At 69.9% G+C, this 13,538-nt stretch carries 13 protein-coding genes; 6 read left to right on the forward strand and 7 right to left on the reverse strand.

From position 1 onward, the window contains the following. The first annotated feature begins 24 nt into the window (after positions 1–24). The gene (locus CQ034_RS08180) at positions 25–1,377 is read left to right on the forward strand and encodes an FAD-dependent oxidoreductase (protein ID WP_105710650.1); all 1,353 of its coding nucleotides are present in this window, start codon (positions 25–27) and stop codon (positions 1,375–1,377) included. A 67-nt stretch (positions 1,378–1,444) separates the two neighbouring features. Here the strand turns inward: CQ034_RS08180 and CQ034_RS08185 are convergent, their stop codons facing one another. From CQ034_RS08185 to CQ034_RS08210, 6 genes are all read right to left on the reverse strand, one after another. After that, complete coding sequence (locus CQ034_RS08185) at positions 1,445–2,182, reverse strand: Pr6Pr family membrane protein (protein WP_258134139.1); 738 nt, start codon at positions 2,180–2,182, stop codon at positions 1,445–1,447. Positions 2,183–2,308: 126 nt separating this feature from the next. Beyond that, a complete protein-coding gene (locus CQ034_RS08190) occupies positions 2,309–2,698 on the reverse strand; it encodes a DoxX family membrane protein (RefSeq protein ID WP_046746984.1) in 390 nt (129 codons plus the stop codon). A 29-nt stretch (positions 2,699–2,727) separates the two neighbouring features. After that, positions 2,728–3,549 carry a ribonuclease H gene (locus tag CQ034_RS08195; RefSeq protein WP_029264105.1) on the reverse strand — a complete coding sequence of 274 codons (822 nt, stop codon included), beginning with the start codon at positions 3,547–3,549 and terminating at the stop codon, positions 2,728–2,730. 102 nt (positions 3,550–3,651) lie between these two features. Further along, positions 3,652–3,858 carry a hypothetical protein gene (locus CQ034_RS08200; protein WP_105710651.1) on the reverse strand — a complete coding sequence of 69 codons (207 nt, stop codon included), beginning with the start codon at positions 3,856–3,858 and terminating at the stop codon, positions 3,652–3,654. Between the two features lie 79 nt (positions 3,859–3,937). Continuing rightward, entirely contained in the window at positions 3,938–4,246 is a 309-nt protein-coding gene (locus tag CQ034_RS08205; protein WP_029264107.1) for a protealysin inhibitor emfourin, read from the reverse strand. Further along, positions 4,221–5,291 carry a M4 family metallopeptidase gene (locus CQ034_RS08210; protein ID WP_105710652.1) on the reverse strand — a complete coding sequence of 357 codons (1,071 nt, stop codon included), beginning with the start codon at positions 5,289–5,291 and terminating at the stop codon, positions 4,221–4,223. Before CQ034_RS08210 ends, CQ034_RS08205 begins: the two co-directional genes overlap by 26 nt. A gap of 215 nt (positions 5,292–5,506) precedes the next feature. On the opposite strand from CQ034_RS08210, the gene CQ034_RS08215 reads away from it, so the two are divergent. Then, positions 5,507–6,727 carry an ABC transporter gene (locus CQ034_RS08215; protein ID WP_105710653.1) on the forward strand — a complete coding sequence of 407 codons (1,221 nt, stop codon included), beginning with the start codon at positions 5,507–5,509 and terminating at the stop codon, positions 6,725–6,727. 66 nt (positions 6,728–6,793) lie between these two features. After that, entirely contained in the window at positions 6,794–8,002 is a 1,209-nt protein-coding gene (locus CQ034_RS08220) for a hypothetical protein (protein ID WP_105710654.1), read from the forward strand. A gap of 115 nt (positions 8,003–8,117) precedes the next feature. On the opposite strand, the gene CQ034_RS08225 is transcribed toward CQ034_RS08220, so the two are convergent. Next, entirely contained in the window at positions 8,118–8,561 is a 444-nt protein-coding gene (locus CQ034_RS08225) for a hypothetical protein (protein ID WP_105710655.1), read from the reverse strand. Positions 8,562–8,818: 257 nt separating this feature from the next. Between CQ034_RS08225 and CQ034_RS08230 the strand changes: the two genes are divergently transcribed. From CQ034_RS08230 to CQ034_RS08240, 3 genes are all read left to right on the forward strand, one after another. After that, entirely contained in the window at positions 8,819–9,994 is a 1,176-nt protein-coding gene (locus tag CQ034_RS08230) for an ROK family transcriptional regulator (RefSeq protein ID WP_029261395.1), read from the forward strand. 82 nt (positions 9,995–10,076) lie between these two features. Continuing rightward, positions 10,077–11,564, forward strand: a complete 1,488-nt coding sequence (locus tag CQ034_RS08235; protein ID WP_105710656.1) for a M81 family metallopeptidase — start codon at positions 10,077–10,079, stop codon at positions 11,562–11,564. Positions 11,565–11,719: 155 nt separating this feature from the next. Continuing rightward, positions 11,720–13,528, forward strand: a complete 1,809-nt coding sequence (locus CQ034_RS08240; RefSeq protein WP_105710657.1) for a peptide ABC transporter substrate-binding protein — start codon at positions 11,720–11,722, stop codon at positions 13,526–13,528. The last annotated feature ends 10 nt before the right edge of the window (positions 13,529–13,538 follow it).

Here is a 13,538-nt window from a genome sequence, read left to right on the forward strand (position 1 = left end):
GGCTCGGGATAAAGTGGCGACACGATGAGGATCACGCGCCGCACTCTGCTCCTCGGCGCCGGAGCCGGCGTCGCTTCGGTGCTTCTCGCCTCCTGCACCCCCGAACCCGCGCCCACGCCGACGCCCACGCGCACCCGCGAACCCGAGCCTCCGCCCGGAGTTCCCGCGCCGGCCGGCAGCGTCCGCAGCACCTGGAGCACCGACCCGTTCGCCCTCGGCGCCGCCAGCTTCACCCCCGTCGGGGTCGTCGCCGGCACCCGCACCGCGCTGGGTCTGCCCATCGACGACCGCGTGTTCTTCGCGGGCGAGGCGACCGATGAGGATGCTCCCGGCACGGTGCGCGGGGCCATCGCCTCCGGTGCGCGCGCCGCGGAGGAACTCATGATCCCGGGCAGCTCCGGCGAGCGGGTCGCCGTCGTCGGCGCCGGCCTCGCGGGCGCCACGGCTGCGGCACTGCTCGCCGAACGCGGCGTGCAGGTGACCGTGTTCGAGGCGCGCGACCGCGTGGGCGGACGCGTCCACTCGCAGGTCGACGACTCGTGGCCGGTGCCGGTGCAGCTCGGCGCCTGGCTCTTCGGCGAAGACGATTCCGAGGTCCTCGATCAGTTGACCAGCGGCGATGTCGGCATCGACGAGCTGACCGGCGAACTCTGGCGCACACCGGATGCCGACATCGACCCGGTCGACCCGCAGCCGTTCACCGCCGCGATGACCACGGCGCAGGCGGCCCCCGAGGATTCCTCGGTCGCCGAAGCCCTGACCGTGGCGGGCGTCGATCCCGCCGACCCCGCGACCGCCGCACTGCTCGCGATCCTCGCCACCCGCACTGGTGCCGATGCCGATGCGCTCTCCAGCTGGCTGGCCCCGCCGCTGCCGACCGGTGAGCCGAAGGCGGCCCGCGACGACCTCACCCCGTTCGTGGAACACGCGCTCGACGGCGTGCAGGTCGGGCTGAGCTCCCCGGTCGCTCGCATCGCGTACGACGACTCCGGCGTCAGCGTGCGCCTCGGCACCGGTGAGGCCCTGTCGTTCGACCGGGTCGTCGTGACGGTGCCGCTGGGCGTGCTCCAGAAGCGCAGCATCGAGTTCGACCCGGCGCTCCCGTTCTCGCAGCGCGGCGCGATCGCCGCCCTCGGCATGGGTGCGATCGAGACCGTCTGGCTGCGGTGGGACGAGCCGTTCTGGCAGAGCGAGGAGTCGATCTGGCACGCCGTGGGCGCCGATGTGCTGATCCCGACCTGGATCAACCTGCAGCCATCCACGGGAGAGAACGTGCTCGTGGGCCTCGTCGGAGGAACCGCTGCCGCGGACTTCGCCGCCCTCGACGAGAAGGCGGCCCTCGAAGCCGCCCTCGCCTCGCTCACGCTCTGGATCTGACCGCCGTCGTCGTCTGGCGCCGGTTCCACGGTCGCCGCGCCGTCCGGCGCCGCGACGTCTGACGCGTCTAGCTCCGCGCGGTCGCCGTCTCCCGCGCGGATTCCTCCGGCACGTGCTCCCCGTCGACCGCAGGCGAGTCGTCCGGCGCGTCGGGGTCGTCGTCGGCATCCGTCCGCAGCCGTCTCGGCAGCGGCATCCGGCTGATGAGCACGAGCACGGTCGAGACCACGGCGAAGCTGCCGAGCGCGATCGCCGCCGAGGCGAGGAACTCCAGCGGCCCGCTCACCTGTCGCGGGTCGAGGAAGTAATAGGGGTACCAGCCGATCATCGGCCCGCGGATCATCGTCGCGACCCCCCAGAGCACCGGGTAGGCGAGGGACACCGGGACCACCCGCCACGGCACCGATCGGTGGCCGGGCGCCAGGGCCCATGCCGCCACCGTCAGCGCCGGCAGCCAGAAGTGCAACACCTGATCCGACCACGGCACATCGATGCGGATGCCGCGGATGCCGGCCTGCCAGACGAGGATCGCGAACACCAGTCCGGCGGTGATCGTCCAGGTCAGCACGAGTGCCAGTGCCACCGTGAGCCACCGCGGATCCCGCGCCGCGCGCAGAGCGATGACCCCCGCGATCGTCAGCAGCACGACGAACGCGATGTTGGACTGGTTGGTCAGGTAGGCGAAGAAGTTCTGGCTCGCGATCGTGTGCGACGCGAGCCCCCAGCTCAGTCGATGGATGAGCGCCACGAGGCAGACGGCGGCAGCGCCGAGGCGGAGCAGGCCGAAGGCGGTACGCGCCTTCACCGCTGCGTCACCCGCCTTTTCCTCATCCGCCGAGTCTACGGATCGGACCTCCGAGGTTCCGTCGCGCCGCAGAGGGCGCCCGTCCCGACGGGCGTGGGTCCGCGCCGATGACCCTGTGTCGGCGTGTCAGCGTCGGGGTTCGCGGGTCGACCACAGCGCCAGTGCGACGAGCACAGGCTGGAAGAACAGCCGGACGAAACGCTTCATGTCCGTGTCGAGGCCGAAACCGTCACGGTGGTGCATCCACTGCGCCACGTTGCCGGGGAACACGGCGACGAAGAACAGCGCGGCGATCGTGCCGACCGTGCGCCGACGGCGTCGTGCCAGCAGCAGAGCAGAGCCGAGCGCGACCTCGGCCACGCCGGAGGCGAGCACGGTCGTGTCGGGGTCGAGCGGGAGCGACTCAGGCACCTGGGCCTGGAACTCCTCACGAGCCACCGTGAGGTGGGAGACGCCCGCGAAGACGAGGGAGGCGCCGAGGAAGATGCGGCCGATGGTGCGGGCAGGAGTCGACATGGGGCGAGTTTACGCCTCGGCAGCCACGCTCAGATCAGGCGGCGGAGGGCTTCTTCGAGCGAGACGCCCTGTGCTTCGGCGCGGTCGCGCAGGCGGGCGTGCTCGTCGGAGGACAGGGGGATCCGCAGCTCGATCGGGTCGTCGTCGGGGGAGTCCAGGCCGTCGAGCAGATCGGATGCCTCGGCCCAGAGCGGCTCCGCGAGCGAGGCGGCCGCGGCGGGAGAGGGGGCGGATGCTGCCGCTGCCGCGGTCGAGCGGGCGCGGTCCTCGGTCGTGACCGCACTCGCGCCCGCGGAACTCGTCCCGGCAGCCGCGGAACCGGCCGATGCGGACGGTGCGGATGCGGCGACGGACGCGGATCCGGATACGGCAGCGCCGGCATCCGTTCCCCTCGTGAAGCCCGGTCCTCGTCGCGGTTCCTGCTTCGCCTGGTATGCCTTGGCGGCGGCATTCGCGCGTTCGTCGGCCGCTTCGTTGAGCGGGTGTCCGGCGTGCCCCTTGACCCACGAGAACTCGACGTCACGGCCGCGGATCGCCTCGTCGATGCCCTCGAGCAGGTCGCGGTTGAGCACGGGCCCGCCGTCGGACTTGCGCCAGCCCTTGCGCTTCCAGCCCGGCATCCACTTGGTCACGGAGTCGATCACGTAGCGGCTGTCGCACTCGATCAGCAGCTTCTCGTCGGTGCCGGCGGTCGCGAGCAGCAGTTCGAGGACCGCGCGCAGCTCGCCCTGGTTGTTGGTGCCGTGTGGGGAACCGCCCGCAGCCCAGTTCGCGTCGTCGATGTACCAGGCCCAGCCATTGGGGCCGGGGTTGCCCAGGGCGGAGCCGTCTGCGGCGGCGGTGATCGTCATCCCTCAACCGTAGCCGCGCAGCCCCTCGTCGATTCGCACTCGGGTCGCAGTCAATCGATGGTTGCCCTGCGTCGCGGTGGCGCAACTGCGACGTGGTGCAGGTCAGTCCTCTTCGGCCTCGGGGGCGGGAGGTGCGACCGGGAACAGGACCGAGCTCAGGTCGCCGCTGGTCTCCGCGCCGAGTCCGATCGAGAGCGGGTCGACGACGGGCGCCGTGTCGAGCACGTCCGCCTCCGTGCGCTCGAGCGGCTCAGAGGGCAGCACCCACTGGTTCTCTTGTTCTTCCGGCTTCTGCTGGAACAGTCCCATGGTCTCCATTGTGAACCTGCCCGGCGGCGACGGGGCCGGATTCACACCGGATTGATCGGGAGCCGGAGCGGATGCGGGTTCAGCGCCTGGCGGCCGTGCGCACCGCTTCGACGAGGGTGCGCCAGGGGCCGTCGAGAGCGGAGTCGGGCACGTCGCGTTCCCGGCGCTCGGAGGGTGTGCGGGCCCGGATGCTCCAGACGTACCGGTCGGCGCCGGTGCCGGCATCCGTCTCCTCGTCCCACGGGCAGCCGTCGATGAGGTCGATCCACTCCCCGGCTTCGTCGGGCTCGGCTTCCACCCGCCACTGACGACGGATGCCCGCGATGCCGCCGGTGCGCACCACCGCGATCACGACGTGCGTGTCAGTCGGTGGAGGGGACTCGCTCATCCTCATAGACTCCCACGGCACTCCAGGCGCGTCGAGCCGCTTCGGCCGTGGCATCGTCGAGCGCGGTGGCGGCGGCGACCGTGGCGTCGGCGAATTCCGTGAACGTCGCCGTGCTCGGCAGGCCTCCCGTGAGAGCCCGGTACCAGACCGTGCCCGCCCGCTCCCAGGATTTGCCGCCGAGGTCGGTCGCGAACAGGGCGAAGGCGCGGTTGGGGATGCCGGAGTTGATGTGCACCCCGCCGTTGTCTTCGGTCGTGCGCACGAAACCGCTCATGTGGTCGGGCTGCGGGTCTTTGCCGAGCTCGTCGTCGTCGTAGGCGGTGCCGGGTGCGATCATCGAGCGCAGCGCCGCACCCTCGACGGCATCGGTGAAGATCTCGGCGCCGATGAGCCAGGTCGCCTGGTCGGCGGTCTGGCCGAGGGCGTACTGCTCGGTCAGGGCTCCGAACACATCGGCGATAGATTCGTTCAGCGCCCCGGGCTGTCCCTGGTACTCGAGGTTCGCGGTGTGCTGCACGACGCCGTGCGCGAGCTCGTGTCCGATGACGGTGAGCGAACCGGTGAACCCCTGGAACACCTCACCGTCGCCGTCGCCGAACACCATGCGCTCGCCGTCCCAGAACGCATTGTCGTAGTCGACGCCGTAGTGCACGGTCGCGTCCAGCGGGGCGCCGGCGTCGTCGAGGGAGTTGCGCTGGAATGCGGCCAGCAGCATCTCGAATGTGGCGCCGAGCCCGTCGAAGGCCTCGTTCACCGCGGTGTCTTCCACCGGGCCGTCGTCTTCGCCACGCACCACCGCTCCGGGTAGCTGCTGCGTGTTGCCGGCGTCGCTGATCGTGCGGTTCGGAGCATCCGAAAGCTGGGCGACGAGGTCGCCGTTCTCGTCGATCGACAGGTCGATGCGCGCGCGGAACGGCGGGCGGCCCGCCGTGAGCGTCTGCCGCGCGGCGGCTGCGGCCTTGGGGAAACGCCCCGACTCGGCCAGGCGCGCGAGCAGGTAGGAGGGGACCACTCCATGACTTTCTCCGGATGCTGTGCTGCTCATGTTGCGACCCTACGCCGGGGTGCCGACGTTCGGGCTGACCGGCCGTGGGCATGACGTGAAATGAAGGAGATCGCGCGCTTCGAAGGCGCCATCCGCCTCACAGCTCCTTCGTTTCACGTTTTCTCCTTCATTCCGTGCGCCTCGGCCTCGCGGCGGCGGGCTGAGATGCCACCCGACTTGATAACGAGAATCGTTCTCAATAGTGTGAGAGCGTCATGAACCCACCTCCCCGCCGAACCGCATCCGTCGCCGCCACGCTCACGCTGTCGCTCGCGTTCACCGCCTGTGCCCCGGCCGCAGCGCCCACGCCCGCCGCACCCGCCGCGACCGCTTCCGACGCGCACGGCATCGACGCGGGTGGCGCGGCCGAGGTCGCCTCCCCGGCCCGCGCGCTCGTGATCGCCGACGGGCGCGGCGAGCTCACGCTCCTCGACCTCGCCACCGAAGAGCGCTCGACCCTCGCGCCAGGCCGCAGCGGCATCGCCGGTCTCTTCGGGGACGGCCGTCTCGTCTACCGCGCGCACGACGCGGAGGGTGGTACCGCGGTCGAGGTGTTCGACTCCGCGCGCTGGACCGTGCCGCACGGCGATCACACGCACTCCTTCCGTGGCGCCCCGCAGACACTCGGAACCCTCGAGGGCGAAGGAGACGTCACGGTCGTCGCCGGTGAACAGCGGGCGACCGTCGCCTTCGCGGGCGGGGAACTGGTCCTGCTCGCCCACGACGCCCTCGGCGAGGGGCTCGAAGTCGCCCCGCACGTGACTGCCGACACCTCCGGCCCCGTGGCGTTCCTCGCCGAGCACCTGCTCGTACCGACCGCCGGTGCCACGATCGAGCTGCTCGACGCCGCCGGCGATCGCGTCCCGGGTGTGGCAGTCCCGTGCACCGACCCCTCTGACGCCGACCTCACCCGCGTCGGCGCCGTCTTCTCCTGCGCCGAGGGAGCCGTGCTCTTCACCCGCGGGGTCGGCGGCACCATCGCCGCCGAGGCCATCCCGTACCCCGTGAACGCCACCCCGACGAGCAGCCTCTCCGGCCGCGCCGACCGCCCCGACCTCGCCGGAGTCGCGGGCGAGCAGGGTGCCTGGCTACTCGACGTGCGGCAGCGGCAGTGGATGCTGCTCCCCTCCGACGTGCCGCTGTTGCGGGCGGTCGCGCTCGGTGACGACGACAGTCGCACGGTCGTGATCGATGCCGACGGTCGCGTGCGGGTGCTCGCCGCGGACGGCGCGGTGCTGGCCCGCACGGAACCGCTGCTGGCGGCATCCGTCGCCGACCCCGCCCTGCGCGACCGCGTGCAGCTGCTCGTCGATGCCCGGCACGCCTACGTGACCGACCCCGCGACCGGCGTCGTGCACGAGATCGACCACGGCGACGGCACCGTCACTCGGACCTTCGCCGACCTCGACCCCTGGTTCGTGCAGCAGGTCGGCTGAGCCCTCGACGACTCCGGTCGTCACCGCGCATCCCGCGCACCCACCCAGAAGAAAGAGAGACGATTCATGTCCCGACCCCGCAGCCGCCTCGCGATCGGCGCCCTCGGCGTGATCGCCGCCGTGGCGCTCGCCGGATGTGCGACCCCCGGGCCTGCCGCCGAGAACACCGCAGGCGCCGCACCGGAAGACCACCACGAAGGCGACACCCGCGTCGCCGTGACCTACGACGGCGGTGTGCTCGTGCTCGACGGCGAGACCCTCGACACGATCGGGCAGGTCGAGCTCGGCGGCTTCCTGCGCGTCAACGGCGCCGGTGACCATGACGGGCACGTCTTCGTCACCGCGGAAGACGGGTTCCACGTGCTCGACTCCGGACTGGCGTCCGGCACCGTCGAGTTCACCGGCGAGGTGTTCGACGCTGAAGCCGCCGGACACGCGGTCCCGCATGCCGGACGCACGGCCCTGTTCGACGACGGCACCGGCGAGGTGCGGATCTTCGACACGGATGCCGTCGGCACCGGCACCCTTCCCGAGGCGGACACGATCACGTCGGAGGCCGCCCATCACGGTGTGGCGCTCGAGCTCGCCGACGGCAGCATCCTCTCGACCATCGGCACGGCCGACGCGCGCAGCGGAGTCCGTCACCTCGCGGCCGACGGTACCGAGCTCACGCGCAACGAGCAGTGCCCGAGCGTGCACGGCGAGGGCGCGGTCAAGGGCGAGGTCGTGATGTTCGGCTGCGAAGACGGCGTGCTGCTCTTCGACGGCGGCGCGTTCACCAAGATCGACGCCCCCGACGAGTTCGGTCGCACCGGCAACGCGTACGTGAGCGACACCAGCGCGATCGCCTTCGGCGACTACAAGACCGACCCCGACCAGGAGGGCTACCTGCTGTCGCAGCTCGCGCGCATCGACACCGCGACGCAGACGATGTCGATCGTCGACCTCCCGGAAGGTGTGGAGTACACCTGGCGCGGGGTGGGACGCGACGGACACGACAACGTCGTGGTGCTCGGGGCCGACGGCAGCCTGTCGCTGCTCGACGAGTCAGGCGAGCTCGTCGACACCTGGGATGTGATCGATCCGTGGGAGAGCCCGACCGAGTGGCAGCAGCCGCACCCGGGCCTGCACGTGGTCGGCGACATCGCCTACGTGACCCAGCCGGCGAAGGACCGCATCCTCGCGGTCGACCTGCACACCGGTGCGGTGTCGGCCGAGGCGACCCTCGACGTCGTGCCGAACGAGTTCGTGGTGGTCGGCGCCGCCGGACACTGATCTCGGCGCCGGTTCGGCGTGACGATTCGCCGAGGTGCCGACGATGAGCGGAACAATCCCCACGGGAAGCTCCGCGATTCGTCCGCACCTCGGCGAATCGTTCGTGCGGCCGGACTCAGTCCGACTCGATACTCAGCACCGTCGTCCGCATGCCGTCGGACTCGTACTGCACCGGCATCCCGGGGTGATCGATCGAGAACCAGAAGACGCCGTCGTCGGTGTCGTACCGGCGGCAGGTGAGCTGCCCGAGGGGCGTCGACAGTGTGACGGTCGACACGCTCGTCGTCCCCGCATCGAAGGCGGCGTGCCCCTGCAGCTCGGCCCAGGTCACCCGGTTCGAGACGACGGCCTTCGGGTCTGCGGCGGCCCAGCGGTCGAGGGTCGCGCCCTCGTCGTCGGTGTCGCGGAAGCGGTTGACGTGTTCGCCCAGCGGGCCGTCGGGCCCCTCCAGGAGCAGCCGGATCAGCTTCCCCGATCCGGTGGCATCGCGGATCTCGGCGGCGGTGAACGGCGTCGGCAGGAGTCCGGGGCCGAGCAGGTACGGGTCGGGTTCGGTCATGCGTCCAGTCTGCGCCCTGTGCCGTCTGCACCGCCCGCACCCCTTCGTCGAGTCGAGTGCACGGCGTGCTGCCGAGTGCACGGCGCGTTCGCGTGAAGATCCCGTGCACGGGGCCGCATCCCATGCACTCGGCGGAGGGCGGGAGTCGAACCGGGAGTCGAACCGGGAGTCGGAGCGTGACGCGCAAGGGGGTGACACTCCTCCAGTCCTGGGGCTATCTTTGTTTGACTACCGAAACAAGATGATTCGAGGACACCGTGGCGCCGGCTACCCAGACCGTACATTCCGAGGGTGAGATCTTCCGGCTGGTGCGCACCGGGGCGGCCCAGTCCCGCGCCGACCTCGCCCGCCTGACCGGACTCTCCCCCTCGACCGTCGCGCTGCGCGTCGAAGAGTTGATCGCCCACGGCTACATCGAGGAGAACGGCGAGGGCGAGTCGCGCGGCGGCCGTCGCCCCCGCGTGCTCACGGTGAAAGCAGGCGGGAGTGTGGTCGCCGGAGTCGAGCTCGGCGAGCAGCACGCCACGGTGGCGCTGTTCGACCGGCGTGCCGAGGTCGTCGCCTCGACCGTCGCGCAGGTGTCGCTCCTCGACGGCGTCGAGAGCGTCGTGAACCAGGTGTGGGAGTGCGCGCGCACGCTCGCGAAGGACAACGGCGGCCTCACGGTCGAGGGCATCGCCATGAGCTTGCCCGGCCCCGTCGACTCGCGCACCTCGCGCCTGCTGGCGCCCATGCGCATGCCCGGCTGGAACGGCGTCGACGTGGGTGAGGTGCTCGGCTCGGTCACCGGGCTCCCGTTCCTCATCGACAACGACGCGAACGCCATGGCCGTCGGCGAGTTCATTGAGCGCGGTGGCGAGCAGGAGCAGCTGGTCTTCGTGAAGGCGGGCAGCGGCATCGGCTGCGGCATCATCCTCGACGGTGCCGTCTACCGCGGGTACCGTGGGGTCGCCGGCGACATCAGCCACGTCGCCCTGCACAACGCCCCGCCCATCATCTGCTCGTGCGGTCGGGTCGGCTGCCTCGACGTGGTCGCCAGCGGTGCGGCGATCGTGGATGCGCTGCGCGAGTCCGGCGTCGCGGTGGAGACCCTCGACGACGTGCTCGCGCTCGCGCAGGACGCTCACCCCAAAGCCACCTCCGCGCTGCGCGAGGCCGGCGCGCGCACGGGCGAGGTGCTCGCCACGATCATCAACTTCTTCAACCCGCAGGCTCTCGCGCTCGGGGGGCGACTGGCCACGGCCGACGCGTTCGTCGCCGGCGTGCGACAGGCGCTCTTCACCCTCTGCCTGCCCATGTCGACGGATGCTCTCGAGATCGGCGTGAGCCGAGCCGGCGCGCTCGCCGGTGCGCGCGGTGTGGCCTGGGAGCTGCTGGAGCGGATGCTCGACCCGGCCCGGATCGACGAGGAACTGCGCACGACCGCCGCGTAGTAGGTTCGATTATCGGCTCAAGTTCGCGACCATGCGGAACAAGATGCAAGTTTTGGTTCGAGGTCCGATCTAGACTCGGAGTATGACCGAGACGTCCCCGCTCCCGCGTATCGCCATCGCCGGCATGGCCATCGAGTCCAGCACCTTCTCGCCGCATCGCGCCGGCGAACGCGACTTCCTGCGCGTGGAGGGCGAAGAGCTCATCACCCGCTACGACTCCCTGCGCGACGGCGACATGCGCGGCCGCGCCGAGTGGCTGCCGGTCTACTACGCCCGATCGATCCCCGGCGGTGCCGTGCTGCGCGAGGTCTACGACAGCATCAAGGCGCGCATCTGCGACGGGCTGCGGGCCCTCGTGGCCGACGGCGAGAAGCTCGACGGCCTCTTCTTCGACATCCACGGGGCGATGAGCGTCGAAGGCATGGACGATGCCGAGGGCGACCTGATCACCGCCATCCGCGAGGTGATCGGCGCCGACGTCGTGGTGTCGGCATCTATGGACCTGCACGGCAACGTGTCGCGCACCCTGATCGAGAACGTCGACATCATCACCTGCTACCGCCTGGCTCCGCACGAAGACACGTGGGAGACCCGCGACCGCGCGATCCGCAACCTCGTCGAGGCGCTCGAGAGCGGTGTCACCCCGCGTCGCGCCTGGGTGCGCGTGCCCATCCTGCTCCCCGGTGAGAAGACCAGCACCCGCGTGGAGCCGGCGAAGAGCCTGTACGCCCGCATCCCCGAGATCGAGGCGCGCCCCGGCATCACCGACGCCGCGATCTGGATCGGCTATGCCTGGGCCGACGAGCCCCGCTGCCACGCGACCGTGGTCGTGACCGGCACCGACGACGCGGCGACCGCGCGTGCGGCGGAGGAGCTCGGTCGCGCGTTCTGGGATGTGCGCGACGACTTCGAGTTCGTGGGCCCTCCCGGAACCCTCGACGAGGGTGTCGCGGCCGGCCTCGCCGCCACCGACACCCCGTACTTCATCAGCGACTCGGGCGACAACCCCGGCGCCGGCGGCACGGGCGACGTCACCTGGACCCTCGCGCAGCTGCTGCAGAAGCCCGAGCTCACCTCCGACGACGCCCCGGTCACGCTGTGCGGCTCGGTTTTCGACAAGGGGGCGCTCGACGTCCTCCGCGGTCACACCGTGGGCGAGCGGGTGTCGGTCGAGGTCGGCGCGCGCGTCGACAGCGGCCCGCACGGACCGGTCCTCGTCGAGGGCGTGCTGCACAGCCTGCACGAGGGCGATGTGGATGCCGGCGGCATCGCGGTCATCCGCGTCGGTGGCCTGCACGTGATCGTCACGGAGTTCCGCAAGGCGTACCACGACGTCTCCGACTTCACCTCGATCGGACTCGACCCGGTCGCGGCGCAGATCGTCGTCACCAAGATCGGCTACCTCGAGCCCGAGCTGTACGCGATCATGCGCGGCTGGACGCTCGCCCTCACCCCTGGCGGGGTGGATCAGGACCTCGAGCGGCTCGGTCACCACCGCATCCAGCGTCCGATGCATCCGTTCGACGCGTTCGATGAGGCGCCGGATCTCGCGGCCGAGATGGTCGGCTGACGAGCTTCCGCAGCTTTACGCCGCGATCGAACAAAGTTAGTTACTTAAACGTAACAAGACCGTCTTCTGCCCTGAACTTAGTTCGGGCATGATTCAAAGTACGTCATAAATCGGACGAACGCCTTGGTTGTGAGGCGTTGAACAAGGAGGTTTACATGCGATCTCAGTCGCTGCGCCGCCGGCTGCTCGCCCCCCTGGGTGCGCTCGCCGTCGCGACGCTCGCCCTCACCGCCTGTCAGGGTGGCGCCTCGGGCGACACCGGCTCGGGCGAGAAGGACACCGTCAGCTTCGCGCTGCAGGTCGGCACCGGACCCAACTGGATCCTGCCGATCTCGTCGCCCGACAAGATGGCCACGCACAACAGCGCCATCAAGGCGACCATGTGGCCGCGCCTGTTCGAGTACAACGGCGTCGACGGCGAGATGGGCTGGGACGAGCTGGCCTCCGCCGCCAAGTCCTACGAATTCTCCGAGGACCGCAAGACCATCACCATCACGCTGAACGACCTCGACTGGTCGGACGGCGAGCCCGTCACCTCGCGCGACGTGGAGTTCTGGTACAACCTGGTGCGCTTCAACGGCGAGAAGACCGGTGGTTACTCCGCCGGCCTGATGCCCGACAACATCACCGAGTTCACCACCATCGACGACAAGACGTTCTCGCTGACGATGGACAAGGTCTACAACGAGGAGTTCCTCCTCGGCAACCAGCTCAGCCTCATCTACCCGATGCCGCAGCACGTCTGGGACAAGACCAGCGCTGACGGCGAGATCGGCGACCACGACCGCGACCAGGCCGGTGCGACCGCGGTGCTCGACTACCTCTTCTCCGAGGCCGAGGACATGAAGACCTACGCCACCAACGACCTGTGGAAGACCGTCGCCGGTCCCTACACGGTCAAGAGCTGGTCGGACTCGGGCCTGGTGGAACTCACCGCCAACAAGGAGTACACCGGCGAGGACAAGCCGAGCATCGAGAACGTCGAGTTCCTGCCGTTCACGTCGGCCGACGCCGAGATGAACGTCGTGCGCTCCGGTGACGTCGACTACGGCTACGTCACGAGCTCGCAGCTCACGAACGAGAAGCAGTTCACCGACCTCGGCTACAGCATCGAGCCGTGGGCCGGCTGGTCGATCACGTACATGCCGTACAACTTCGCCAACCCCGAGAAGGGCTCCTTCTACAAGCAGCTCTACGTGCGTCAGGCACTGCAGCACGCCATCGACCAGGAGACCATCTCCGAGGTCGTCTGGCACGGTGCCGCGACTCCCGACTACGGTCCCATCCCGCAGACCGCGGACTCCAGCGGGCTGTCCGACGTGCAGAAGGACAACCCGTACCCGTTCGACCTGAAGAAGGCCGAGAAGCTGTTCACCGACAACGGCTGGGTCAAGGGATCCGACGGCACGCTCGAGTGCGCCGAAGCCGGCGCGGCCGAGGGTCAGTGCGGCGAGGGCATCGCCGCGGGTGACAAGGCGGAGATCGTCGTCACCACGCAGAACGGCTCGCAGGAGACCGACAACATGATGGCGGAGATCCAGTCGTCGCTCGGCAAGATCGGCGTCAAGATGACGATCGACTCCAAGCCGCTCGACACCGTCCTCACGCAGGCGCAGGAGTGCAAGACCGGCAGCTCGTGCACGTGGGAGCTCGTCTTCTTCGGCACCGCGGGCAGCTGGTACTTCCCGCCGTACGCCACCGGTGAGCGCGTCTTCGCGAAGGACACCAAGTGGAACGCCGGACAGTACGACAACCCCGAGGCCGAGGAGCTCGTCCAGGCGATGGCCTTCTCGACCGACCCCGAGATCGCGAAGAAGTACTCCGAGTACCTCGCCACCGACCTCCCGGTCATGTGGATGCCGAACCCGGTGTACCAGGTCTCCGTCGTCCGTGACGGACTCGACATCGCCCACCAGGACCCGGGCGCGTCGTTCCTTCCCCAGCGTTGGTCCTGGACCAAGTAACGAGCAGGTG

This window comes from Microbacterium sp. MYb45, from assembly GCF_002979655.1.
Classification (GTDB): Bacteria; Actinomycetota; Actinomycetes; order Actinomycetales; family Microbacteriaceae; genus Microbacterium.